The sequence below is a fragment of the Methylobacterium nonmethylotrophicum genome (genome assembly GCF_004745635.1).
Classification (GTDB): domain Bacteria; phylum Pseudomonadota; class Alphaproteobacteria; order Rhizobiales; family Beijerinckiaceae; genus Methylobacterium; species Methylobacterium nonmethylotrophicum.
This window is the reverse complement of the sequence record NZ_SRLB01000008.1, coordinates 61,754-86,294: the sequence shown is the minus strand read 5'-3', so window position 1 is coordinate 86,294 and position 24,541 is coordinate 61,754. Positions and strand designations below refer to the sequence as shown.

Genomic DNA, 24,541 nt, shown 5'->3' with positions numbered 1-24,541 from the left:
CTCGCGGGCCGGTCCTGCGCGGCCGGCCTTGGGCGGGATCAGGCCGCGTCTTCCGGAGGGCGTCAATCCCGCGTGCCGGGTGGGTAGGGTGTGCTTAAGTCCGCGGTGGGGCGCGGCGTCGGGGATGAGGCGATCCCCGACGCACCTGCATCCCTGCGCGCCATCCGCGAGGCCATCGCCGAAAACAGGCACCTTGCTCTCCACCCCGCTCGGCGGGATCCTCTCCGAGTGGTCCTGACTCGCGACCGTCGGGGTCTTGCCCGGCGGCCGCTGCCCGGGTACCTACGGGCGAGGATCGCGTCGCCGAAGCTGCCCCCCGATGGCAGATGGGGCGGCAAGGTCTCGAAGACGAAAGCCGTGGGCCTGTCGCTCAATGGTGAGAGCCGACCGCTCATAACGTCCGGCTCACCGAAATTCCTGAGCAAAATCAAGGCTAAGTGCCCCCGGTCATCGCGGAACGTTCGCGATCGGTTCACGTCAATCTGTAGCGTTCCTGTAGCCGACGCCGCAGTCATTGCGCCATCTCGCGCGCTCCCATCATCCTCGCCCGGTCCCGCGGCCTCGCCAGCCTCTCGCCCGGCGTGCCGCCCTGTCCCGGGCTCAAGCCCGACGAATGAGCCGAAATGGACCGGCAGTGCGGCGAGTTTTTTCGAGCGGTGGGGAACGCAGGCGCACGCGGCGGCCAAGGACGCGCTGCGGCCGTTCGGGGTTAGGATCCAAGACCGGCGCGGGTGTCCATTCGGGTTAGGCCAGCGTCGTTTGCCGAGAATGCCCAACGACGCTTTAGCCACTATTGTAACGCTAAACTGTGCAGAATACGTAGTGCGCAACCCATGGATGAGAAACATCAACTCGCATCGAAAATCAGCTTATCTTTTTTTAAACTATTTAAGCCAAGCATCTTACGGTGAAGCGTAATTGCTAATTCAGCCCGTCTTAGGCCGCATAACAGAGAACCCCTATGTTGAGCACCATCAAAGGCCGGCTTATCTGCTGCCTGAGCGTTCTTATAGGGCTCCTGCTCGCAACTACTGCCGCCGGTCTGATTGCCCTTTGGTCCAGCAATGCGAGCCTCAAGACAGTATATGAAGATCGTGTGATCTGCCTCGGGCAATTCATAAGCATTCGCACCCTCTACGATGAGATTGTCGGTACATCACGTTCTGTTAGGGAGAAACAACTCGCTCCCAGTGATGCTGCGCCAAAAATCGAGTCTCTGAATAAAGACATTGCGAAAATTTGGTCGGATTATCTATCCACCTATATCACACCTGAGGAGAGAAAAATCGTCAACGACATGCAATCGCAAATTGACAACAATGACAAAACCATTGCTGATATCATTCAGTTCTTGCGTAATCAGTCTATTGACAAATATCCTACCATGCATCTCTCGCTCAACGGCATGATACAGCCCACGAATGAAGTGTTGACCCGTCTCTCGAATTACCAACTCACAGAGACGAAGAACGAGTTCGCGAGTGCTCAGACCGTCGCGGTATGGTCCAAGACGCTTCTGACAATGTGCCTCGTGGCTGCCATACTGGCGAGCGCATTCGGTGTGTTTACCGTGCTGGTCGGCGTCACCCGTCCGCTCCTCGTTACCACAGGGGTGATGACGCGGCTGGCCGGGAACGACCTTACGGTTACGATTGAAGGCACTGAACGGCGTGACGAAATCGGCGCGATGGCGCGCGCCGTCCAGGTGTTCAAGGATGCCATGATCGCCAAGCGAGAGGCGGATGAAGCCGGCGCCATCGAGAATGCCGCCAAGATGCGCCGCGCCCAGGCGCTCGACGCACTCACCCAGCAATTCGAGGCCCAGGTCTCCGCCCTGACACAGGGCCTGTCTGCCGCCTCGAATGAGATGGAGGTCACCGCCCGGTCGATGAATGACACCGCGACTGCCACCACTGGGCACTCCGTCTCCGTCGCCTCCGCCGCTGAGCAGGCCTCCGCCAACGTGCAGACCGTGGCGGCGGCCAGCGAGGAGATGGCCTCCTCGATCCACGAGATCGCCGGGCAGGTTACCCGCTCCTCCGCCATCGCTGAACGCGCCGCTAGCGACGCGCAGCGCACCGACGCGATGATCCGCAAGCTGTCTTCCTCCGCTGAGCGGATCGGCGACGTCGTTGCGCTCATTACCAACATCGCCGGACAGACAAACCTCTTGGCGCTCAACGCCACGATCGAGGCTGCCCGCGCGGGCGAGGCCGGCCGCGGGTTTGCGGTGGTCGCTGGCGAGGTGAAGATGCTCGCCGGTCAGACGGCGAAGGCAACGGAGACGATCGCCGGGCACATCTCGGCTGTTCAGGGTGAGACGCGCGAGGCGGTCGAGGCCATCCAGGCGATTGGACGCACGATCGCGGAACTGCGCACCATCTCGATGAGCGTCGCGGCGGCAATGGAGGAGCAGGGAGCTGCCACCCAGGAGATCGTGCGCAACGTCACGCAAGCGGCTCAGGGCACGCACTCGGTGACGGTGAGCATCGTGCAGGTGAAGGACGGCGCGGGGAGCACGGGAGCGGCCTCGGCTCAAGTGCTGGGTGCCGCCCAGGAGCTGGCGCAGCATGCGAGCCGCCTCGACGCGGAGGTTACTCGCTTTCTTGCAGCGGTCAGAGCGGCGTAAGAAAAACGTGATTACGTGATTACAACTTCCTCCGTCCTTCGGTTTGCCGCCCTGAAGTTGTCGGAGAGCCGCGCGCGCAGCTCGCGTGCAGCGAAAGCTGGTACGAGCAAAGCCACCTCTCGGCCATCCGCGCCCTGGAACCCCACGGCGAGCGTGCTGCCTCCATCGATAACCTCGATCCCATTTAGGCGAACGAGCCGGTGAAGATGCCGGGCATGATCCCGATCTGGGAGTTCAAGCGATGACCGGCGGCGAGACCTGCAAAGCGAAGCTTCTGGACGGACCGTCGTCACTGATCGAGTTTGCGGCCCGGCAGAGCGCCGGACCGCAAGGTCCACGAGGCAGGTGAGCTCATCCGGCATCAGTTGAAGAAGAGTTGATCCTGGATCTGGGCCACGGTGAAGTTCTGGACGATCACGCCACCGGTGCCGCCCAGCTGCGTCGTGCTGACCAGGACGTCGTCGCCCTGCTGCATCACCTCCAGGCTCTCCGGCGACATTCCCTGGAAGAGCAGGACGTCGGTGTCCCCGGCCGCCTCGTGGAAGTCCGTCACCCGATCGAACACCCCGGCCTGGAAGTCGCCGGCCTGGAACGCGAAGATGTCGGAGCCGGCCCCGCCGACGAGGGGATGCGGGAGCGCCCGCAGCACGAGACCATGCAACTCGTCGTGCTCGCCCGCGTGCTGGGCTGGGCCCGGGTGGAGCGCGACGCCTGCTGACGCCCGCCGGCCGCCCCAGCATCCTGCCGGACGGCGTGACGACACGCCGGGCCCGCCTGGACGCCGAAGCCTCGAACTGCTGCTGATGCCCGACAAGGCGGAGGCGCTGCGCCGGATGCGCGAGGCGATGTGTGAGAGCGCGGATGCGACGACGCTGCGGCTTATGATCGTCGAGACGGCTGCGCAGGGGTCACATGATCGGCGGTGATGCCTACAAGGCGAAGCTCCTGACCGCCGACGCACTCGACGCGGCGATCGCGGCCTACCTCGCCGATCCGTCGAAGCCGGCCGTGCGCGAGATCGACGGCAGGCGCCTCGACGTCGCCGCGGCGGTCCGGGCGAACGCCTACAGCACGGAGGTGCTGGCGCGGGAGGGCGTGACGGCGCGCAGAAGCGGAACGCGGTGAAGACGGCGATCCTGCCGGCGCCGGTCGGATGACCGACAACCCGATCACCTGGGTCCATACTTGGCCCGAGCGCAGCCCGGACTTCGTCGCCGTGGTCGCAGGAGGGAATTCGCCCGGATCCACAAGATACACCCTGACCCCGATCGCGTTTGCGACAGGCCCGAGTGTAGGTGTCTAAACTGAGGCAGCAACTGGAATCGTATGGTGCTCTAAGCGCGGGCGTTCCGCGCGAAGGTCATCGAGATCTCGCTGCGAGTTTTTGATACGTTGCTGAGCATTACGCTCATAAGCGTGAGGCTCGCCATCACCTCCTGGATTAAGCCCCCAGAGACGGTCTCCAGATCGGCGTCGGAGATCTCGCCAGTTGCATATCGATCCTTGACCGAGGCGCTGTGGGACGAGTCATGAGCAGTTTGTCTATATTCCGACATCCGTTGCCTCCTCCGGCGCTTTCCGACGAGGGCGGAAGATTGCCGGATCGGGAAGGCAGGCGCGGTGCGCCGCGGCACCACTGGCGTGTCTGACAAGATTTGCGCAGGCTTCCCGATCTAACGAGTGTAGGATACCTTTTCATGATTGGCGGCAAGTCCGGGAGATGACCATGCCCTCGGTACAAGTCCCTTCCCAAACCGGCGCCTCGCCAACCGAGGATCTCGCCCCCATGCCAGAAGGGGAGCTCCCAGTGGAACAGCTTGAGGTTGCAACTGGCGGCGCTATCATCGGCGTGGCCCGGCTAACGCCGAACACAACGCCGTACATGCTTAGGTTTAGAGAGGTGACTACGTCAGAGGGCTCGCAAAGCTCTGGTAGCGGTGGTGGCAAGGGGCTTTCCTAAAGATCGATTGAGACGCCGCGAACCACGATGAGCAGGGCCGAGCGATCCCGCCATCGACGCCGGGTAATTGTCGTGCGAGGCGAGACCACGGCCGCCGCGACCTGCTGCGGCAGCCACCATCGCGTCGTCTTCAGCACCGACCCGTTCCCGGACGACCTGCCGTTCCCGGACATGGCCCTGCGCCTGCGATTCTCGGCCTGCGGCTCCCGCGACGTCTCGGTGATGAAGGACATGGAGGCGCACTACGCCCGCCACACCGCCGAGACCGGGTGGAAGATGGAGATCAAGCCGTGGCCGAAGACGGAGCCGGAGGCGTGGGTCTCGTCGCCGGGTGCAGCCGGCAAGCAGCCCGCCTGCCGACGTCCGCCTGACCCCAGCATCCGAATCTACTGGTCACCTTGCTCCATGGTGTCTACGATGAAATCCCGACGCATGCGCCATTCGTCTAGCGTCTCCATGATTGCTTGGAGAGTTCTCTCAGCTTCGGTGGTATTCAACCTAGCGGCTCGACTTCTCCTTATGTCAATGAACAACTTGGTAGCACGTTCTTCTACTTCAGCGATGTGCCGGTCGACAGTCGCGAGATCTGCGATTTCGTGCTGAAGATCTGGCATGTGGCTCGTCCCGCCTCTTGTGTTGGCCCCGCGCTAGTCGAGGTCAGCCACCGGTACGGAGGGCTGGACGGGAAGGTTTCAGGCCGCGACCGTTTTTTTCGCGTGCCTTATCCCAGACGCCGTGGCGGCTTCGGACCGCCGGGCCGGTCGGGGGTAGAAGGCAGGCGCGGCGGCTTAGCGACGGGGCGGGCGAACTCGATAGCTTCGCGATCCTCGGTCAGTTCGGGGAGGTACTGGAGGACAGCGCTGCTGGCAACACAAGACGGCCAACGTCCTCAACAAGCTACCCAAGTCGCTGCAATCGACGATGAAGGCGGATCTGCGCGAGATCTTGGGCGCGTCCACGCGAGCGGAAGCCGAGGTGGCGATGGACGTGTTCGTGGAGAAGTACGGGGTGAAGTATGCCCGTGCGAGTGAATGTCTGACAAAGGACAAGGAAGCTCTGCTGTCGTTCTACGACATGTCGGCGGAGCACTGGGACCACCTGCGAACGACGAACCCGATCGAGAGCGTGTTTGCGACGGTCCGGCACCGGACGGTGCGCACGAAGGGAGCGCTCTCGCCCACGACCGCCAAGCTGGTGGTATTCAAGCTCGTGATGGCGGCCGCCAAGACCTGGCGGCGGCTGATGGGCGAGAACCAGGTGCCGAAAGTGGTGGCCGGCCTCATCTTCCGGGACGGGACCGAGGTCACCCCGAACCCTGATCACCGCGAACCCTGACCGACCTCGTCACCCAAATCCCCGCATAGCTCCGAGGAGACCGAAGCAACCTGCATGGGCGGCCAGTACCTGCAGCACCTCGCGGCCGCCCTCAGGGCGAGTGATTCCGCAGCCCTGAATTCGAACCTTGCGGCGGTAAAATCTGCATCGAATCAACAGCTTGTGTGCCTGATTCCGCGAGCGGCCGCGCAGGCCTTTCCGTTGGCGAGGGCGCAGTGATGAACCGCTGCCGGATGGCCGCCCAAGCCCTCGCCGAGATCCACCCAGGCCAGCCCACCACCCCGAAACCCGGGGTGACCTGGATCAAGCCGACCGACCTCCTGGTGAAAGCCGGCTGCCAGCGCGACCTCTCCGAGGCCTCACTGCGCCCGATCCGCCGCATCGTCGAGCGGTGGGACTGGCGCCGGTTCAAGCGGCCGATCGTCGCCTGGACCGAAGACGGCCTCGCGGTGATCGACAGCCAGCACTCGGCCATCGCGGCGGCCACTCACCCGGGCATCGACCTGATCCCGGTCGTGGTGGTCGACGCCGCGGCGCAGGTCGAGCGGGCGCAGGCCTTCGTCGGCCACAACCGGGACCGGATCGCCGTGACGGCGATCCAGATGCACGTCCCGACGCTGGCGGCCGGCATCCGAGTCGCCGGTGTCGGGGAGGGGGTATAGATGCCGCGCACCGCGCTTGCCGCACCGACCGAGATCACGCGGACCACGCCGCTGCGTCTGGCGGATGCCGTACGTCTCGCGTTCCCGGGTGGCGGCATGACTGCGGCCGGACTGCGCCGCGAGGCGTCTCGCGGCCGGCTTGCCATCGAGCGGATCGCCGGGAAAGACGTCACAACGCATGCCGCGATTGAGCGGATGAGGGTGCTATGCCACGTCCCGCCAAAGGACCCCGCCTCTACCTCGTCCCCGCGCGCCGAGACGCTTCCGGCCGAATCACCCGCGCCTCCCGATGGGTCATCCGCGACGGTGCCAAGATGCACCCCACAGGATGCACTCCAGGCCAAGTTGCAGAGGCTCATCAAGCCCTCGCCGATTACCTCAGGGCGGTCCACCGGCCGGCGCGCACCGAACGTGGTCTCGATGCCATCTCGATCGCCGACGTCCTGAGCATCTACGTCGACGACGTGGTTGCCCCGCACCCCGACCACAAGCCATCGCGAAGCGGATCGCCCGACTTTCGGAGTGGCGGGGCACCAAGACCCTGGCGCAGGTGAAGGGTGCGACCTGCCGGGCCTACGTGGCGTCCCGGCCGTCGCAGGGCGGCGCCCGTCGAGATCTGCAGGATCTCTCGGCGGCGATCGGCCACCATCACCGAGAGGGCTACCACCGCGAACTCGTGAAGGTGGCGTTGCCGAAGAAGGGCGAGGCGCGGGAACGTTGGCTGTCACGCTCGGATGTGGCCCGGCTGGTCTGGACCGCGTGGCGTGCTCGAGAGGGTGACCGGCCTGGTGTCGCCGGCGGCAAGGGCGCGAAAGCCGGCAACACGACCACCGGTCGATACACGATGCGCCACCTCGTCCGGTTCATCCTGCTCGCTTACTCGACCGCGAGCCGCCCGGGCGCGGTGCTGACGGCGAGCTGGGAGGTGGCGGCCGGCCGCTCATACCTCGACCTCGACCGCGGCGTGTTCTACCGCCTCCGCGAGGGCGCACAGCAGACCAACAAGCGGCAGCCGCCGGTCCGCCTGCCGCCGTCGATCCTGGTGCATCTCCGCCGCTGGCGCCGGATGGCGCTCGAGGCACGGGACGAAGCCGCGCGGGCCGGCATGCCGGCGCCGGCAGGCGGGCACTACGTCGTCGAGTGGCGCGGACAGGCAGTGACGCGGGTCAAGGTCGGGTTCGCGAATGCCGTCGCGCTTGCCGGCCTGGGGGAGGGGATCTCGCCGCATACCCTCCGGCACTCGGCCGTGACGCACCTCATGCAACAGGGAATCCCCACCTGGGAGGTGGCCGGGTTCGCCGGCATGGGTGAGGCCGTTCTGCGCCGGCACTACGCACATCATCACCCGGATCACAGGGGCGATGCGGTCGCCGCGATGCGGGGCAACCGAGGTCGCAAACCGGCGGCGGAACGGTGAGAGGGGCTTGCCGGAACGGCTGCGCGCGGGTACCACGAGCGGGGTTTCTGTCGCCGTTTCTGTTGCCGAAGCTGTCGCCAAACAACAGACTAGGCGCTAAGTTACTGAAGACAAAGACTAAGGGCCTGTAGCTCAATGGTTAGAGCCGACCGCTCATAACGGTCTGGTTGCAGGTTCGAGTCCTGCCGGGCCCACCACTCCCCACGCAAGTGCTTGTGGTGGAACAACCTTCAGATGGGGCACGATGGTCTCGACGTCGTCGAGTCCATCGGACGCACTCACATCGTGCCGCCCTCCCGTACGATGAAGCGCAAGCTCGCGTTGAGCCGCTTCCGCCTGGAGAGGGCGCGAGTCGAGCGGGATTTCGTTTTGGCCCGCCGAGCGCGGACGACGGCGCAGTCCTTCCTCGTGTTCTCGCGATATGCCGCATCGCGCGGTGACCGCGTCAGGACGTTGCACCGACCTCCCGGCGAGACGCCAAGTCGAAGTCCATCGACTGGGATGACATCCTGCTCGAAAGCGGAAACGACGCGTCCACCCGTCGAGGCGCACGACCGGCGGATCATACCGCCGCGTCGTCGAACGGACTCGTTCGCAGGCGCTGGCTAAGCCGACAAGCATGGCGAGTTCGCAGCCTCGCCCGGGTGTCCGGGCGAAGCACAGGGGCGAGGATGAGCAGCAAGGCCGAGTGCGGGCTGCGACGCGATGCAATGGGTTGATCTTGATCAGGTCCCGACCGTTCCCCCGCCCCGCTTCGTGATCGCCAGCACCGCCGGGCGTGGGGGCAGGGCGGGGTCGAAGTCGGGCCAGCGGGTCGCCGGATTCTCGAAGGTCGCCGGGGTGGCGTTCGGGTCCTCCTCGTCGGCCTCGCCGGGATGCTGCACGGCGACGAAGAAGGTGGTGTCGTCGGGAGTGAAGTAGGGGCCGCACATCTCGGCCCCGAGGGGGACCTGGAAGAAGTGCTTGGCGGTGCCGCGGCGGGTGCCGTCGGTCTCCATACCCCAGATGCCGTCGGTGCGGCCGGTCTTGGAGGGCGAGTTGCCGTCCGTGGCGACCCAGAGGCGGCCCTGGCCGTCGACGGCGCAATTGTCCGGCATGCCGAACCAGCCGTCCTTCGTCGTCGCCGACGAGAAGGTGGCGCCGACCGCCGCGATCGACGGATCGCCGCAGCGCACCAGCACCTCCCAGGTGAAGCCCGCGGCCGCGAAATCGCCGCCCTCGGGCGAGAGCTCGACGATGTGGCCGAAGCGATTGTCCGGCCGCGGGTTCGCCGCGTCGACCTGGTCGGCCTTGCGGCGCACGTTGTTGGTCAGCATCACGTAGACCTTGCCGGTCTTCGGGTTGGCCTCGACGTCCTCCGGCCGGTCCATCTTGGTGGCGCCGAGCAGGTCGGCGGCCCGGCGCGTCTCGACCAGCACGTCGGCCTGGTCGCGAAACCCGTTCTCCGGCGTCAGCGGGCCCTGCCCGAACACGATCGGCAGCCAGGTGCCGCGCCCGTCGGCGTCGAAGCGGGCGACCGACAGGGTGCCGTGGTCGAGGATGTCGCGGTTGGCTGACCGATCCGCCATGTTGACCGGGTCCCGCGTGACGAAGCGGTAGACGTAGTCGAAGCGCTCGTCGTCGCCCTGGAACACGACGTAGCGCCCGTCGCCCGCCACCAGCCCGGCCGCGCCCTCGTGCTTGAAGCGGCCCATGGCGGTGCGCTTCACCGGCACGCTTCCCGGGTCGAAGGGATCGATCTCGACCACCCAGCCGAAGCGGTTCGGCTCGTTCGGCTCCTTGGCGAGGTCGAAGCGCTCGTGGAATCGGCCCCAGCCGTAGAGGTTCGCCGGCACGCCGAGGCGCTTGTGGTTGCGCGCTTCGGCTGAGCCCTCGGGCAGGCGGCCCTGGAAGTAGTAGTTGATGTTCTCCTCGCAGGTCAGCCACGTGCCCCACGGGGTGACGCCGCCCGCGCAGTTGTTGATCATGCCGAGGACCGTCCGGCCCTCCGGGTCGGCGCCGGTGCGCAGGCGGGGCGAGCCGGCGGCGGGGCCGGAGAACCGCATCGGGGTCGTCGCAGTGATGCGGCGCGCGTAACGGGAGTCCGGCACCACGCGCCAGCGCCCGTCCTCGCGCCGGATCTCGATCACCGAGCCGCCATGGGCCGCCATCTCGATGTCGACGAGGTCGCGGCTCATGCCCGCGAAGGCGGCCTTGCCGTCCTGCCGGCCGAGGCCCGGGAACATCAGTTCCTCGTTCGTGTATTCGTGGTTGACGACGAGGAGGCCGTGGCCGGCGGGATCCGCCGCTCCGGGCAGCGGGAAGAAGCCCAGGAAGTCGTTGTTGTAGCCGAATTGCTGCGCTTGCGCGGCCGCCGACTGCCTGTGCGGGTCGAAGGGCGGCGCGCCCGGCAGGACGGGATCGCCCCAGCGGATCAGCACCTCGGCGTCGTGGCCCTCCGCCACGTGGTGGCGCTCGTCGGCGCCGGCCGGCAATTCGCGGAACGGGAAGGTCTCGGGCGCGCCGGCCGCCGCGACGGCCCGGGGCGCCAGCGTCGCCGAGATCGCCGCGACCGCGAGCCCCCCGCGCAGGATCTCGCGCCGGTCGAAGCGCCGGGCCACGACCTCGCCGAGGGTCGGGTTCGGGCTCGGGTTCGAGCCGGCATCCTCGGCCGCCTCGGCCTGCTGCGATCGGTTCAGCGACGGCTGTGTCATCTTTCCCCTCGGCGCTCCCGCTATCGAGAAAGCGGGAGCTTACCCTCGGGACCGTGGCGACGGGATGACGTCGTGTCAGCGGTGCGTCCGCGGCCGGGCCGGGAGGGCGCGCACCGAGCCGGTCGTCTCGGGCACGAACCAGGGCGTCGGCCGGTCGAGCGGCCGGGCCTCGGCGGGCGAGCGGGTGGTGGCGTAGGGATTGGTGACGTAGCTGCTCATGAAGGCGCCGCCGGCCGGCTCGCGGTCGCCGCCATTGGCGTGCGCGACCGAGAGGGGCAGGGCGACGAGGGCAGCCGCCGTGGCGGCGGTGACGAACCGGATCATGGTGACCTCCTGTCGTCTTCATCCCGGCGTCTCACAGGGACCCAGCAGGGTCTGGGCGCGGAGGGACGTGAGCGACGTGAAGGGGATATGGGCCCGGCCCGTCCGGCACGGCGTGCGCCGGCGCACCTGGGTCGACAGGCCGGCTTGAGCGGACCGAGGCGGCCGGCATCGCACCCGGGACCCTGCCCGTTCTCGTGAAGCGGGCTGGCCGGATCGCGGCATGTCCCCGCACCCCAGTCATGCCGCGACACCGGGCCCGCCGACGCTCTGCCGGAGGCGTCGGATACGTCCCGCCTGCGCGGCACGCGACAGTCATTATGTCGATCGGTCTAATGCGAGAGGGGTTGCCGCCGTAGGGTCAGATCGGGCAATATTGAGATAAGCGGCAAAAAATCCGAGAGAGATTTGCGTCGTTTGATAAAAAATATAACAAATAAAGTGATCATAAAATGGGTGGAAACACAGATTTCATCGATTTCCGGCATATCGACGTCATGCCGACACAATATCTGAAGAACAGTGCCGGTCTGTTCAGGCAGGCTCGGAACGCGGGCATCTTCCGGGGCGGGCCGGTGTTTCCCGGTTTCGCCTGGCAACTCGCGGCGCGGCACTGCCGCGGTCGCCTGCCGGTTCCTTCCGACCGGCGCCCGCGCCCGGCCGCGGTGCGGCGCGAGGCGGCGGCCGGGATCTGGTGCGGTCCGGTCTGCCACCATTACGGGCACATGATCGCCGATTTCGGCATGCGGATCGCGCAGGCGAGCCGGTCGGATCCCGGTCTGCCGCTGGTGTTCAGCAGCGCGCCGGACGCGGCCTGCGAGCCGCCCGCCTTCTTCTGGCAGATCCTCGCGCATTTCGGCGTCGGGCCCGAGCGCGTCCTCCTGGTCCGCGAGCCGACCCGGTTCCGCCTGCTCCACGTCCCGCGCCAGGCCGAGCGGCTCGACGGCCCGGGCCCGGGCCGCGCGCATCTGGACCTGATGGACGCGATCGTGGCGGGCCACGCCGCGCCGGCGCGCGACATCGAGCTGCTGTTCGTCTCCCGGGCGCGGTGGCCGGACGGACGGCTCGCGGGCGAGCCGTACCTCGCGAACATCCTCGAGCGGGCCGGGGCGACGGTGCTGCACCCGGAGCTGCACGACGTCGCCGACCAGGTCCGGTTCATGCGCCGCGCGAAGCGGATCGTGTTCTCCGAAGGGTCGGCGGTCCACACGCTGCAGCTGCTCGGGCGGCTCGACGCGACGGTCGCGGTGATCGAGCGCCGGCCCGGCAACCGCCTCGCCGAGGGCGCCCTCCGGCCGCGGGTGCGCGCGCTCGAGTACTGGAGCCCGTCGCGCGGGGTCCTGTACGGGCTGACGGCCCGCGGCTGGCCGCGCCGGGACCGCAGCTTCGGGGTCTTCGACGAGGGCGACCTCCTCGCCCGCCTGGAGCGGTTCGGCCTCGACATCCGCGGCCAGTGGTGCTCGGGCGACTATGCCAGGCGCCTGTCGGACGACGTGGCCCTGTGGGTCGCGATGAACGGCTACGCCGCGCACCATCCCGGGACGCTGCCGTTCATCCGCCGGCAGATCGGGCGTCTCGGCCTCGCGGTCGACATCGAGGGTGCGTGGCGGATCGGCACGGCCCGGTTCCAGTGATGGTCCGGCCGCCTCACGGCAGCAGGTGCGGGTCCAGCCACGGCCTCGGTGCCGGGTGCGGCAGGCGGCGGGCGATCCAGTCCGCCACGGCGTCCGGCGTGTCGAAGAGCGGGGCCGCCGCGAGCGCCTCGCCGGGGCCGTCGATCTCGGCCACGCGCCATTTGTGCCGGTGCTCCGGCGGGTGGGGCGTGCCGGGCTCCAGGCGGATCGCCACGGAGACGAGCCGGTCCCCGCGATAGATCAGGCACCCTTCCTGCTCCGCTCCGTCACGGTTCAGCCGGACATGGTGCCGGATCAGTCCGTCTGCCGGTGCCGCCTCCCTGCGCCGTCCGAACATCGCGCTCCTCTTGCCTTCGCGCCATGACCCGATGATGCGGGTTAAGAAACAGTGAAATCAACCTCGACGATCCGAGGCAAGCCGATTTCCTCCAGGATTTCGATCTGTGACACTGTGAGGGCGAAATATTCACGCGTGTTAACAACCTGGAATTGTCAGGGATGGATTGAAGGTTGGAATGACTGGATTGATCGTCGCGTGGTCTTGTGCCGCTCGCGAGCGGTGCGGCCGGCGCAGCCCGGCCTCATGGCGATGTCACGCGCCGGTGACGGTCGCCGAGCGAGGGGAGGTCGGGGACGTCCGGCGCGGAGGAGGTCCGTGAGCGACGGAGAAGCGATGGGGGCCATGGCCTGCGCCCGAGGCGTCCCGGCCTCTGAAGTGCCCGCTTCATCACTGCCGGGTCGCCCAGGGGACCGGCGGCGATGTCTCGATGCGGGTGAAATGGCGCTCCCAAGGGGACTCGAACCCCTGTTTTCGCCGTGAGAGGGCGACGTCCTGGACCGCTAGACGATGGGAGCTGGCCCGGCGGGATGGCGGCGGTATAGCGACGGTCCGGACCGGGCGCAAGCCTGGTCGCCGGCCTGCGCATGTGGGCCACGTCGCGCTCGCGGGCGGATCGCGCCTCCCGGAGATCGTCTCCCCTGCCGGGAACGGCCGTTGGTTCGGCACATGGATTTTCACGCAGGACACGCAGGAGTTGCTTAACCCTTGCGGACAGAATGCCGCCTCCTGCTCCGGTCGAGTCCTCCCGGTGGAGGGGCGACCTGTCATGATGAAGAGGGCGCGCATGCATGGTTGAGGGCTCGGCGCAGATGAACGACGCTACGACCATCGCGACCGGAGACGAGGCGGGCGCGTCCGGCGCCCGGGCCGACGAGAAGAGGGCCTGTCAGCGGCACAGGACTTCGATGCCGGCGACGATCCTGTTGTCGCACAGCGACCGCGTGCACTGCATCGTGCGCGATCTCTCCGACGGGGGCGCCAAGATCGGAGTGTCGAAGCGGTACGCCCTGACCGACCGGTTCTGGATCGTCATCCGGCACGCGAACCTCGCGCGTCGCGCCGCCCTGGTGTGGCGTCGCGGCGAGTTCGCCGGGATCGCGTTCGATCGGCCCAGGCGGTGACGTCCGGCGCCCGGGTTGACCGGTCTCTCCCGCCATCCGCCGCCCGGCGCTCTTGCGCGCTCCTGTCATGGCTTGGCAGAGAAGGGACCGGGGCGCAGGCCCGGGCGGGCCTTCGTGGCGCCGGACCGCAGAACAGCCAGGGTGGAGACGGACATGACGCAGGACCTCAGCGGCAAGGTCGCCTGGGTGACGGGTGCGGGCAGCGGCATCGGCGAGGCGGCGGCGCTGGCGCTCGCCGGGGCGGGGGCCCAGGTGGTGCTCACCGGGCGCCGGGAGGAGCCGCTGCGGGCGGTGGCGGAGCGCATCGCGGCGTCCGGCGGGCAGGCGACGGTCGAGTCCGGCGACGTCACCGATCCGGCCCGCATCACGGCCATCGTCGAGGGCATCGCCGCGCGGTTCGGCCGGCTCGACGTGCTGGTGAGCAATGCGGGCAGCAACGTACGCGAGCGGCGCTGGGACGCCCTGTCGCCGGAGGGCGCGCAGGCGGTGATCGGGGCCAACCTGTCGAGCGCCTTCTACGCCTCGCTCGCGGTCCTGCCGCTGATGCGCCGGCAGGGCGACGGCGTGCTGATCCACACCGCCTCCTGGGCCGGGCGGTTCGTCAGCCCGGTCAGCGGCCCGGCCTACACGGCGGCCAAGCACGCCGTCGTGGCGATGAGCCACAGCATCAACATGGAGGAATGCGTCAACGGCATCCGCTCGACGGTGCTGTGCCCGGCCGAGGTCGCGACCCCGATCCTCGACAAGCGCCCGGTGCCGGTGAGCGCCGAGGACCGCGCCCGCATGCTCCAGCCCGACGACCTGGCGGCGCTGATCCTGTTCGTCGCGACGCGGCCGAAGCACGTCTGCCTCAACGAGGTGGTGATCAGCCCGACCTGGAACCGCGGCTACGTGCCGGATGCCCGCACGGGCTCGCGGCTGGGGGCGTGACCCCGTGCCGGCGCCCCGGGCGCCGGCTTTTTCCACTCCCTGCCGGCGCCCCGGGCGCCGGCCTTCTTCAGCACGTGCCGGCGCCTCAGGCGCCGGCCTTCTCCGACTCGGCCTTCGGCAGCATCTCGCTGCGGTGAAGGCGGCTGAGCAGCACGAGCATGCGGCCCGGCAGGGCCGTGTCCTCGGCGGTGAGCAGCGCCGCACGGCGCCGGTTGAGTGTGTCCCGGACGGGAGTCTGGGCCTGCCCGGCGGACATGTCCGGCCGAACCTGCTCGCGAACTCGGGTACGCATCGCACGATCCTTCGACGGCCGGCTTCTGGCGACCGGCGCCGCTATGAACGCCGATTCGGTCTGCCGGTTCCAAGGCCTCGAGGGCCGCCGACCTGATGCCGCGCGGGCGTGACGGGGCGGTGACGGCGGCGGGCGCGGATGCTATGGGCGCCGGCATGCTCGAAGGCCTGCCGCCCCACCGCCCGACCCACGTGCTGCGTCTCGACACGGACGAGCGCGCGGCCCGCGCCATGACCGACCTGATCGGCGAGGTCTTCGACCCGACCGAGACCGCGGTCGCGGCCTTCGAGGCCGAGGACGGCAGGACCTGGCGGCTCGAGGCCTATTTCTCGGACGAGCCCGACGCGGAGGCGGTGCGCGAACTGATCCGCCCGATCGTCGGGGATGCCGCCGACGCGGCCACCTTCGCGGCGATCGACCAGCAGGACTGGGTCCGCGCCTCGCTCGAAGGGCTCAAGCCCGTGCGGGCCGGGCGCATCCTGGTCCACGGCTCCCACGACCGCGGCCGGGTTCGGGCGAACGACCTGCCGATCGAGATCGAGGCGGCGCTCGCCTTCGGCACCGGCCACCACGGCACGACGCTCGGCTGCCTCCTCGCCCTCGTCGACGAGGTGAAACGGCGCCGGCCCCACCGCATCCTCGACGTCGGCACCGGGACCGGGATCCTGGGGCTCGCCGCCGCGCGCCTCCTGCACAACACCGTCGTCGCCGGCGATCTCGACCCGGAGGCGGTGGCGACCGCGCGGACCAACGCGGCCTTCAACGGGCTGGCCAACCGGATGGCCTTCTACGAGGCGCCGGGCCTGCGCCACCCGCTCGCCCGCCACACCCGCGCCTTCGACCTCGTCTTCGCCAACATCCTGGCCCGGCCGCTGCGGGGGCTCGCGCCCAGCCTCGCCCGCGCGGTGGCGAGCGACGGCACGCTCGTCCTCTCCGGCCTGATCCCCCGCGACGTGCCGGGCGTGCTCTCGGCCTACGCGGCGCAAGGGTTCCGCCTGCGCCGGCGCCGCCTGATCGAGGGCTGGGCGACCCTGGAGCTGCGCCGCGGCGGTGCCGCGCCCCGCCCGCGCTGAAGGCGCGCGACACCGAGGAGAAACCCCAAGGAACAGCCCCGACGCTGATCGGTTGTCCGAGCAATACCGACTACCGGTAGGGAGTATTAGCATCCTGCCGGAGGACGGTCCGTGCGCGCCAAAAGGCCAATCCCGGCCTTGTGCGGCACGAGCCTCGGAGACCGATCAGCGATGAAGGCCCTCGTCTGGCACGGCACTGCGGATATCCGCTGCGACACGGTTCCCGATCCGACGATCGAGGACGGGCGCGACGCGATCATCAAGGTGACCTCCTGCGCCATCTGCGGCTCCGACCTGCACCTCTACGACCACTTCATGCCGGGCATGAAGTCGGGCGACATCATGGGCCACGAGACCATGGGCGAGGTGGTCGAGGTCGGCCGGGACAACACGACGCTGAAGGTCGGTGACCGGATCGTGGTGCCGTTCACCATCATCTGCGGCCAGTGCGAGCAATGCAGGCGCGGCAACTTCTCGGTCTGCGAGCGCACCAACCGCAACGCCGCGCTCGCCGCGGCCGCCTTCGGCCACACCACGGCGGGCCTGTTCGGCTACACCCACCTCACCGGCGGCTATGCCGGGGGCCAGGCCGAGTACCTGCGGGTGCCCTTCGCGGACGCCACCCACATCAAGGTGCCGAAGGGCATCCCGGACGAGAAGCTCCTGTTCCTCTCCGACATCTTCCCGACCGGCTGGCAGGCGGCGGTGCAGTGCGACATCCAACCGGAGGACAATGTGGCGATCTGGGGCTGCGGCCCGGTCGGCCAGATGGCGATTCGCTCGGCGATCCTGCTCGGGGCCAGGCGCGTCATCGCCATCGACCGGGTGCCGGAGCGCCTGACCATGGCGCGGGCCGGCGGCGCCGAGACGATCGACCTTACCGAGGAGTCGAACGTCGTCGCCAGGCTCAACGACATGACCGGCGGCAAGGGGCCGGAGAAGTGCATCGACTCGGTCGGGATGGAGGCCCACGCCACCACCTCGCTCGACTCGCTCTACGACCGCGCCAAGCAGGCGGTGATGCTGGAGAGCGACCGGCCGCACGTGCTGCGCCAGATGATCATGGCCTGCCGGCCGGCGGGCGTGCTGTCGATCCCGGGCGTCTATGGCGGCCTGATCGACAAGGTGCCGTTCGGCGCGGCGATGAACAAGGGCCTGACCTTCCGGATGGGCCAGACCCACGTCAACCGCTGGACCGACGACCTCTTGCGGCGGATCGAGGAGGGGCAGATCGACCCGTCCTTCGTGATCACCCACACGGTCGGGCTGGAGCAGGGGCCGGAGATGTACCGGACGTTTCGCGACAAGCAGGACGGCTGCATCAAGGTGATGATCCGGCCATGAAGAGGAGTGTCGATCCCCGCTCGCGCTCCGCGCACGATGCGCTGGCCCGCGGCCTCGGCTGGTTCTCGATCGGGCTCGGCCTCGCCGAGATCCTGGCGCCCCGCGCGCTCTGCCGGGCCCTCGGCCTTGAGGGCCGCGAGGCCCTGATCCAGGCCTACGGCGCCCGCGAGGTCGCGACCGGTGCCGCGATCCTGATGAGCCACGATCCGACGCCGTGGATCTGGGGCCGGGTCGCGGGCGACGCCCTCGACCTCGCCACCCTGGCGACCGGCTTCGAGGGCGACAACCCCCGCTCCGGCAACCTGGCGCTCGCCACCGTCGCGGTGGCGGGCGTGACGCTCGCCGACATCGCCTGCGTCCAGGGCCTCACCGCCGACAAGCGCCCGGCCCCGCGGGGTGCCTACGAGTACCACAACCGCAGCGGCTTCCCGCGCGGGCTCGCGGCCGCCCACGGCGCCGCCCGCGACTTCGCGGTGCCGCGCGATTTCCGCATCCCGGGCCCCTTGCGCCCCTGGCGCGACGGTCGCCCGGCGGCGTGACCAAAAAGAGAGGGCCGCCTCGCGGCGGCCCTCCCGTTCCCGTCGAGGGGAAATCTACTCCTTGTCGCCGCGATGGATGCCCTTCTCGCGGTTCTCCTTCAGGCGCCCGTCATCCGAGTGCTGCACGGTGCCCTGGTTCGGCGCTTCCGGATTCTTGTGGTTGTGGCGGGTGTTGTCGTCAGTATTGTGCGACTGAGACTGTTGCTTCTTGTCCGCCATTCGGGTATCTCCCTCGATATGCGGTGTGCCGTGGTGAGTGGTTCGATAACATATGATCTGGATGCCGGTTCCTGATCGGATCGCCTGACTGCGGGGAGCAGCGCGCGACATTCCGTCAGCGGTTGCGCGGTGTCGCAGGGGACTTGACAGAGCTTGCTTTGCGAGTTCGACGATAGGCTAAAGGTGTCGTTACGGAATGTCGTCCTGCCAAGTTACTCAGGCTGGCGACACGTCGCGCGGCCTCCCATTCCAGCGGGGAGCAGCTTCCGGTTTTGTATCTGGGCGTTCGAGACGTCCAACGCGGTGTTGAGGAAGGGTTGGATGGCGGAAACGGCCTGCTTCGTCTGCGCTCACGTCTTATACCGGCGTTGGCCAGTCTTGCTCGTTTGCCGCGCGGATGGCGATTGGCAGTGCCTATGTGGAGATGATCACGATGAGGACGACCGACCTTCGGTCGTAGGTTTCAATCACATGCTGGAGCGCGACCCGACACTTCTCGAAATTTTGGACCTGCCCGTCGATTGGGAGGCGGAGCGGTCGGCTGTTGGATTTCCGTGGCTGAGAACACCCAAGAAGCCCGATCAGTGACCTGTGCGTCGGGACCCTCCTGAAACTGCCGCATCGCCATACACGATTTGCAGCGGGTCGGTTGCCTTCAAGAGGAATTTGCCCTTGCGTCATCTGATGAGCTTGGTCTGTCAGACGTTGATCGTCCGACGTCGACGCTGCGTTCGACGCGGTCGGCGTGACGGGGGCGTTTAGCTCCTCGCCAGCTTGAGCGGCCCGCTCGCCGCTCGCTTGCACCCACACCGGATCGCGTTTTCCCGAGCCTCCCGGCGCGGAACGCGGCGGGGGCCTCACCTGCCCCGTGCAGTGGAGCCCGATCTCTCGGGGGCACGGGGGCGCAAGCCAAGTCGAAAACCATGAAGTGAACCGCTCCGGGTTTTTCGGAGGCTGTTTGTCTTGGGTCAGGCGGCCAGGGCTTGGTCACCGACGTGGGCATGATAGCGCGCTTCGGCCTCGGCGGGAGGGACGTTGCCGATGGGCGCGAGGAGGCGACGGTGGTTGTACCAGTCGACCCATTCCAGGGTGGCGTACTCGACCGCCTCGAAGGAGCGCCAGGGTCCTCGCCGGTGGATCACCTCCGCCTTGAACAGGCCGTTGATCGTCTCTGCCAGGGCGTTGTCGTAAGAGTCGCCGACGCTGCCGACCGACGGCTCGATGCCCGCTCCGGCCAGGCGCTCTGTGTACCGTAGAGCTAAATATTGCGAGCCGCGGTCCGAGTGATGCACCAGCCCGCTGCCCTGGACGGGACGACGCTCGTGCAATGCCTGCTCCAGAGCATCCAGAACGAAGCTTGCCTGAGCGCTGCGTGAGGCTCGCCAACCGACGATGCGCCGAGCGAACACATCGATGACGAAGGCCACGTACACGAAGCCCGACCACGTCGCTACGTAGGTGAAGTCGCTGACCCACAAGGCATTCGGCCGGGGAGCCTTGAACTGACGGTTGACGCGGTCGAGGGGGCAAGCTGCGGCCGGGTCGGAGATCGTGGTGCGTACGGTCCTGCCCCGCACCACCCCCGCCAAGCCCAATCGGCGCATCAGCCGCGTCACCGTGCATCGCGCGGTCACGATCCCCTCCCGGGCCAGTTGCCGCCAGATCTTGCGCACGCCGTAGACGCAGAGGTTCGCCTCGAACACACGCTGGATCTCGATCATCAACGCCGCGTCGCTGCGAGCACGAGCCGGTTGCTTGTCCGGATCGGCGCGCCGGGCAGCATGCGCGTAGTAGGTCGACGGGGCGATCGGCAATACCCTGCAGATCGGCTCGACCCCGTAGACCTCTCGATGCTCGTCGATGAAGCTGATCATGGCCGAGACCGGCGGTCGAGCTCCGCCATCGCGAAATACGCCGACGCCTTGCGCAGGATCTCGTTGGCTTGTCGCAGCTCGCGAACCTCTCGCTCCAGTGCTTTGATCCGCTCGCGCTCGTCCGTCGTCTGGCCAGGACGCACGCCCTGATCCCGCTCGGACTGACGCACCCAGTTCCGCAGCGTCTCGCCCGAGCAGCCGACCTTAGCCGCAATCGACTGGATCGCCGACCACTGCGAGCCGTGCTCGCCTTCATGGTCGCGCACCATCCGCACCGCGCGCTCGCGCACCTCAGGCGAAAAAGGGGCTGTTCGCTTCGTCATGCCTCCATCCTCTCAGAAGTTGGAGCCTCCGGGAAACCCGGAGCGGTTCAAAGACCATCGAACCGCCGGCTATCTGGACCGTGCCGGAGGAGTTCCGCACGATCTACACTCACGCCCGCGAGGTCCCGGCCGGCCGCACCCTTTTCGTCTCGGGCCATTTCGGCGTCGCGCCGGACGGCCGGATGCACGCGACGTTCGCAGACCAGCTCGGGCAGGCGATGGACAATGTCGAGGCGCTGCTCGCCGCGGCCAGCCTCGGACGGCCCGACATCTCCAAGGCGACATTCTTCCTGACGCGGGCCGACGATTGTCCCGCGCTTGGGCAGGTACGCCGGGTGCGCTGGGCCTCCGACGGGCCCGCCGCCGTCACTGTCATTGTCGTCGCGGCGCTGGCGCGGCCGGACGCCCTCGTCGAGGATCGAGGTGACGGCGGTCGCGGGGCCGGATGGGGCGGACACCCTGCGTTCCGCCACGCAGGCGGACGTGCCTGCGATCCAGGCCCTGGTGAGGCAGGCCTACGCGAAGTGGATCCCGGCGACCGGCCGGAAGCCGGTCCCGATGACGGCCGATTACGCGCTGGCCGTGCGCCTGCACCGCTTCGACCTGCTGGAGCAGGACGGTGCCCTCGTCGCGCTGATCGAGACGATCCCGCGCGCCGATCACCTCTGGGTCGAGAACCTCGCGGTCGCGCCCGCGCAGCAGGGGCAAGGGCTCGGCCGGCGCATGCTGCGGCGGGCTGAGGATGATGCGCGCACGCTCGGCCACACGACGATCAAGCTTGGGACGAACCAGGCATATGCCAGCAACGTCGACTTCTACCGGCGGGCCGGCTACGGCGTCGAGCGCGAGGAGCCGTTCTGGGCGGCGTCGCGGTCCATCTCGCCAAGGCGCTCTGAGCTGAGTCGGTCTCGGCAGCCTCACGAGCCCATGGTGCAACAGTCCACTGAGGCGTGGACGAGGATGCCTTCGGCGCCTTCGAACGAGTCCTTTCACAGGCGCGGCGGCATCGTACCGGCGGCCCACGATGCTGACGCATCAGCTCGCTGACCCTACTTGGATGTCCGACAGGACGCGGTGGCTCCTGGAGGCCCTCAGGCTGGGCGAACATCCGAGAACGGAGCCGGAGCGTCATTGAGGACCGGTCATCTCACCGCTCATGTCAGTTGACGGATCGCGGGATCGGGCGCCCGCGGCAGGCGGCCCGGAACTGCTGCCGGGTCAGTCCACGAAGGCCGCGCCGGTCCGCCGCGCCGGTGCAGGCGACCTTGCGGTCGGCCTTGCTCAGGGTCCGGGTCGCGGTGGTCGGCACGTCGGTGGGGCTCGGCGCCGTGTAGGACTGGGCGTTGGCGGCGCTCATGGAGCCGGCCAGGACGAGGACGATCAGGGCGGATTTCAGCAAGGCGGGCGGCTCCGGAACTCGCGCGAGCGAGGCGTGACGGGCCCATCCGTCGGAGCAAGGGACGGGCCAACGGCTCCGCTCGCCACCGCGGTCGTCCACGTCTGGGGCGCGGCGGCTCGGCACGCGATCGGCCGTGGCCCGGCACAGTGATGCGGCACGGGCCCGCTCCGGGGATGTCCGCATGCGCTCTCCGCCCACGATGTTGCGAAAATGTGACGTTCCCTTGAGGAGGGCAAGTCGACCGGATGGGGCTCTCCGTGACTGGCACATCGGTTGCTGCGGGACGGGCGGACTTTTGGAAGGAATGAGCCGATGTTCGCCAGGATTCTCACCGCGGCCGTTCTCGGAGTGGCGGCGATGTGTCCGGCCGGCGCTGCCGATGTTCCGGCCAAGAAGGCTCCGGCCGCGGTGGTCCCGCCGGTCGACGCGTCGTTCTTCGTGTTCTCGGACACCCAGATCAGCTACCGCTACCAGTTCCCGACCGTGACACCCGGAGTCCAGATCCTGCAGGCCAACGGGACCTTCCGCAGCCGTGAGGCGCCCAAGCAGATCCTCAACATCGCGCACGCGGATGCCTGGGCCTACGGCACCAACTTCTTCTCGCTCGACATCCTGAAATCGGGCTCGCAGTTTCCCGCCGGCACAACCAACCCGCCGGGCAGCATCGGGGCGCCCTACTTCGCCGATTACGGAAACACCGAAGCCTACGGCCTCTACCGCGGCACGCTGAGCCTCAACGCGCTCACCAATACCAAGGCCTTCGCGGTGGCGGGCCTCGTCAAGGACGTGTCGCTCTCCTTCGGCTTCGACGCCAACTCGCAGAACGACGCCTTCGGCTCGAAGAAGCGCGACGTCGTCGGCGGCCTGAACATCGCGTTCGACGTGCCGGCGGGCTTCCTCAACCTCTCGGCCCATGCCTACAAGGAGTGGAACCGCAACGGGTTCAACACGCAGCCCGACCGCGACCAGAGCTTCAACACCGTCCCGGAATTCGAGATCGTCTACAGCTTTCCGCTGTCCTTCACCGGCCTGCCGCTCAGCGTCACCGGGTTCAACAACATCGTCCTGCCCAAGGGCCGCGGCATCAGCCGGGATCTCACGGCCTACGCGTTCAATCCGCCGCGCGGCCTCGAATTCCTGTCGCGCACCAACCTCGTGCTCGACGTCGGCAAGCTCGTCTACGACCAGCCCAACAAGGTCGACGTCTTCGTCGGCTTCCAGTACTGGCTCAACAAGTTCGGCAACGTCGAGACGGCGACGTTCAAGGGCACGGAAGAGAAGAGCTTCCTGGCCGGGGTGGCGTTCCACGTGTTCTGATCACTCACCGCTCCAGCCCTGGATTGCCGCGCCGCTGCCGGATCCGCGCGCGCGAGATCAAGGGCGGGAGGGCGGAAATGGCACGGTGTTGCCGCTGCGGACCGTCTTCGCCTCGTTGCGTGGCTCGCGATGCCCTCCGTGCCGCCGGGCGCCGTGGCAGGGGCGCGTCCGGCCGGTGCGCCGACCGATAGGCGCGGGCCGGCGGAGAGGCGAGAACGGGCACGGTGCTGCGGAACACGGTGGGTTCCGGAACGGACCGGCCGAGGCATCTGGCCAGGGGCACGCGAGGTCGGGCGGGCCCGCACCTGAGTCCCACCCGTCCTGGGTTCCGGGTGGGGCCGGCGCACCGTGCGGGTGCGTACCGTACCGCACATGGCCGCGCGCGGCGCGCGGGGTCTGGCGAAAATCTCAAAAATTCCGGCAAATCATTGTTTTGAATCGCTGTTCCGCCATGACTCGACGCTCTCCCGGGTCGAGGCGGAGGGCGGTTCCGGCCGGATTGCGCGATGTCCGTGCCGGCCCTGCCGATTGATAAGCCGGTCCTGCACAGCATATCCGCATCCAGGTGGGGCGTCTCCGCGGCGCCCGACAGCAACCTGGAGTCTTCGCATGTCCGCTCGCCTGTCGATTCCGGCCCTGCTCCCGGTCACCGCCGTCCTCATCGCGCTCTCAGCCCTGTCCGCGCGTGCGCAGAGCTACACCGCCCCGGCCGGGATCCCGCCGGCGCTCGCACCGGGCGGCCTTGAGGGTCGTGCCGCCGTGCCGAACTTCGTCGCGTCGCAGGGCCGCGCCCGCTACGCCGCCCCATCCCGGATCGACGCCATCGTCACCGGGTCGCTGCGCACGCCCTATGCTGTCCGCCGGGCTCCCTCGCGCTGGTGAGCCGGCTCACCGGAGGCGGCCGCGATCCGGGGGTGCCGCGCGACCCGAGTGCCGTCGCCGGTCGTCAGGCATACCCGCTTGACCTTCTGCGTCGCCTGCAAAGCCGGTGGCGAGGTTGCGATGCCGACCCTGAGACGACCCGTCCGGCCGGAGGAGGGGCCGTCGGGACCGTCCGGCAAACCCGTCTGCGCCTGGCTCGGCCACCAGGCGTGCGGGCCATTGCTTTGCGGCATGCCA

At 68.2% G+C, this 24,541-nt stretch carries 21 protein-coding genes, 2 tRNA genes, 2 pseudogenes and 1 other annotated feature; of the genes and pseudogenes, 16 read left to right on the top strand and 9 right to left on the bottom strand.

Annotated features, from left to right (window positions below):
* The first annotated feature begins 961 nt into the window (after positions 1–961).
* A complete protein-coding gene (locus EU555_RS12425) occupies positions 962–2,629 on the top strand; it encodes a methyl-accepting chemotaxis protein (RefSeq protein WP_245524276.1) in 1,668 nt (555 codons plus the stop codon).
* Positions 2,630–2,990: 361 nt separating this feature from the next.
* Here EU555_RS12425 and EU555_RS12420 read toward each other — a convergent pair whose 3' ends face one another.
* Positions 2,991–3,278: a hypothetical protein gene (locus tag EU555_RS12420; RefSeq protein WP_135414953.1), complete on the bottom strand. Its 288-nt coding sequence runs from the start codon at positions 3,276–3,278 to the stop codon at positions 2,991–2,993.
* Between the two features lie 263 nt (positions 3,279–3,541).
* Here EU555_RS12420 and EU555_RS12415 point away from each other — a divergent pair, with 263 nt between their 5' ends.
* From EU555_RS12415 to EU555_RS12385, 5 genes and pseudogenes are all read left to right on the top strand, one after another.
* Positions 3,542–3,754, top strand: a complete 213-nt coding sequence (locus EU555_RS12415) for a hypothetical protein (RefSeq protein WP_135414952.1) — start codon at positions 3,542–3,544, stop codon at positions 3,752–3,754.
* A 1,678-nt stretch (positions 3,755–5,432) separates the two neighbouring features.
* Positions 5,433–5,924: pseudogene (locus EU555_RS12405) on the top strand (transposase); the annotation flags it as partial.
* 218 nt (positions 5,925–6,142) lie between these two features.
* A complete protein-coding gene (locus EU555_RS12400) occupies positions 6,143–6,586 on the top strand; it encodes a hypothetical protein (RefSeq protein ID WP_135414951.1) in 444 nt (147 codons plus the stop codon).
* A gap of 550 nt (positions 6,587–7,136) precedes the next feature.
* The gene (locus EU555_RS12390) at positions 7,137–8,003 is read left to right on the top strand and encodes a site-specific integrase (protein WP_245524275.1); all 867 of its coding nucleotides are present in this window, start codon (positions 7,137–7,139) and stop codon (positions 8,001–8,003) included.
* A 121-nt stretch (positions 8,004–8,124) separates the two neighbouring features.
* A tRNA-Ile gene (locus EU555_RS12385) sits at positions 8,125–8,200 on the top strand.
* A gap of 528 nt (positions 8,201–8,728) precedes the next feature.
* On the opposite strand, the gene EU555_RS12380 is transcribed toward EU555_RS12385, so the two are convergent.
* Entirely contained in the window at positions 8,729–10,696 is a 1,968-nt protein-coding gene (locus EU555_RS12380) for a PhoX family protein (RefSeq protein WP_135414950.1), read from the bottom strand.
* 75 nt (positions 10,697–10,771) lie between these two features.
* Positions 10,772–11,020, bottom strand: coding sequence for a hypothetical protein (locus EU555_RS12375; RefSeq protein WP_135414949.1), 249 nt, complete (start codon positions 11,018–11,020; stop codon positions 10,772–10,774).
* Between the two features lie 494 nt (positions 11,021–11,514).
* Here EU555_RS12375 and EU555_RS12370 point away from each other — a divergent pair, with 494 nt between their 5' ends.
* A complete protein-coding gene (locus EU555_RS12370) occupies positions 11,515–12,651 on the top strand; it encodes a glycosyltransferase 61 family protein (protein ID WP_167858527.1) in 1,137 nt (378 codons plus the stop codon).
* A 13-nt stretch (positions 12,652–12,664) separates the two neighbouring features.
* Here EU555_RS12370 and EU555_RS12365 read toward each other — a convergent pair whose 3' ends face one another.
* Positions 12,665–12,988, bottom strand: coding sequence for a hypothetical protein (locus EU555_RS12365; RefSeq protein ID WP_135414947.1), 324 nt, complete (start codon positions 12,986–12,988; stop codon positions 12,665–12,667).
* 442 nt (positions 12,989–13,430) lie between these two features.
* A tRNA-Glu gene (locus EU555_RS12360) sits at positions 13,431–13,506 on the bottom strand.
* A 294-nt stretch (positions 13,507–13,800) separates the two neighbouring features.
* Between EU555_RS12360 and EU555_RS12355 the strand changes: the two genes are divergently transcribed.
* Both EU555_RS12355 and EU555_RS12350 read left to right on the top strand, forming a co-directional pair.
* Entirely contained in the window at positions 13,801–14,112 is a 312-nt protein-coding gene (locus tag EU555_RS12355) for a PilZ domain-containing protein (RefSeq protein ID WP_167858526.1), read from the top strand.
* A gap of 153 nt (positions 14,113–14,265) precedes the next feature.
* Complete coding sequence (locus EU555_RS12350) at positions 14,266–15,042, top strand: SDR family oxidoreductase (RefSeq protein ID WP_135414945.1); 777 nt, start codon at positions 14,266–14,268, stop codon at positions 15,040–15,042.
* Between the two features lie 85 nt (positions 15,043–15,127).
* On the opposite strand, the gene EU555_RS12345 is transcribed toward EU555_RS12350, so the two are convergent.
* A complete protein-coding gene (locus EU555_RS12345) occupies positions 15,128–15,334 on the bottom strand; it encodes a hypothetical protein (RefSeq protein ID WP_135414944.1) in 207 nt (68 codons plus the stop codon).
* 155 nt (positions 15,335–15,489) lie between these two features.
* Here EU555_RS12345 and EU555_RS12340 point away from each other — a divergent pair, with 155 nt between their 5' ends.
* From EU555_RS12340 to EU555_RS12330, 3 genes are all read left to right on the top strand, one after another.
* Positions 15,490–16,407, top strand: a complete 918-nt coding sequence (locus EU555_RS12340; RefSeq protein WP_135415115.1) for a 50S ribosomal protein L11 methyltransferase — start codon at positions 15,490–15,492, stop codon at positions 16,405–16,407.
* Positions 16,408–16,578: 171 nt separating this feature from the next.
* The gene (locus tag EU555_RS12335; RefSeq protein WP_135414943.1) at positions 16,579–17,751 is read left to right on the top strand and encodes a zinc-dependent alcohol dehydrogenase; all 1,173 of its coding nucleotides are present in this window, start codon (positions 16,579–16,581) and stop codon (positions 17,749–17,751) included.
* A complete protein-coding gene (locus tag EU555_RS12330; RefSeq protein WP_135414942.1) occupies positions 17,748–18,290 on the top strand; it encodes a cyclase dehydrase in 543 nt (180 codons plus the stop codon). The genes EU555_RS12335 and EU555_RS12330 overlap by 4 nt, the downstream gene beginning before the upstream one ends.
* Before the next feature lie 54 nt (positions 18,291–18,344).
* Here the strand turns inward: EU555_RS12330 and EU555_RS36125 are convergent, their stop codons facing one another.
* A complete protein-coding gene (locus EU555_RS36125) occupies positions 18,345–18,509 on the bottom strand; it encodes a hypothetical protein (protein WP_167858525.1) in 165 nt (54 codons plus the stop codon).
* A 968-nt stretch (positions 18,510–19,477) separates the two neighbouring features.
* Positions 19,478–20,706 (bottom strand): IS3 family transposase gene (locus EU555_RS12325; RefSeq protein ID WP_135414941.1). Its coding sequence is split into 2 segments (ribosomal slippage): positions 19,478–20,412 and positions 20,412–20,706, totalling 1,230 coding nucleotides; the frame shifts between segments, so codons are not numbered across the junction.
* Positions 20,309–20,425 (bottom strand) — a sequence feature (AL1L pseudoknot). Its footprint overlaps the gene before it by 117 nt.
* An 80-nt stretch (positions 20,707–20,786) precedes the next feature.
* Here EU555_RS12325 and EU555_RS37710 point away from each other — a divergent pair.
* Positions 20,787–21,062, top strand: a pseudogene (locus tag EU555_RS37710) (RidA family protein); the annotation flags it as partial.
* A gap of 127 nt (positions 21,063–21,189) precedes the next feature.
* Positions 21,190–21,753, top strand: coding sequence for a GNAT family N-acetyltransferase (locus tag EU555_RS36970; RefSeq protein ID WP_245524274.1), 564 nt, complete (start codon positions 21,190–21,192; stop codon positions 21,751–21,753).
* Positions 21,754–21,865: 112 nt separating this feature from the next.
* On the opposite strand, the gene EU555_RS12310 is transcribed toward EU555_RS36970, so the two are convergent.
* A complete protein-coding gene (locus tag EU555_RS12310) occupies positions 21,866–22,105 on the bottom strand; it encodes a hypothetical protein (protein WP_135414940.1) in 240 nt (79 codons plus the stop codon).
* Positions 22,106–22,417: 312 nt separating this feature from the next.
* Here EU555_RS12310 and EU555_RS12305 point away from each other — a divergent pair, with 312 nt between their 5' ends.
* Positions 22,418–23,422: a hypothetical protein gene (locus EU555_RS12305; RefSeq protein ID WP_135414939.1), complete on the top strand. Its 1,005-nt coding sequence runs from the start codon at positions 22,418–22,420 to the stop codon at positions 23,420–23,422.
* A 609-nt stretch (positions 23,423–24,031) separates the two neighbouring features.
* Positions 24,032–24,304 (top strand): hypothetical protein, encoded by a 273-nt coding sequence (locus tag EU555_RS12300; protein ID WP_135414938.1) that lies wholly within the window; start codon positions 24,032–24,034, stop codon positions 24,302–24,304.
* The last annotated feature ends 237 nt before the right edge of the window (positions 24,305–24,541 follow it).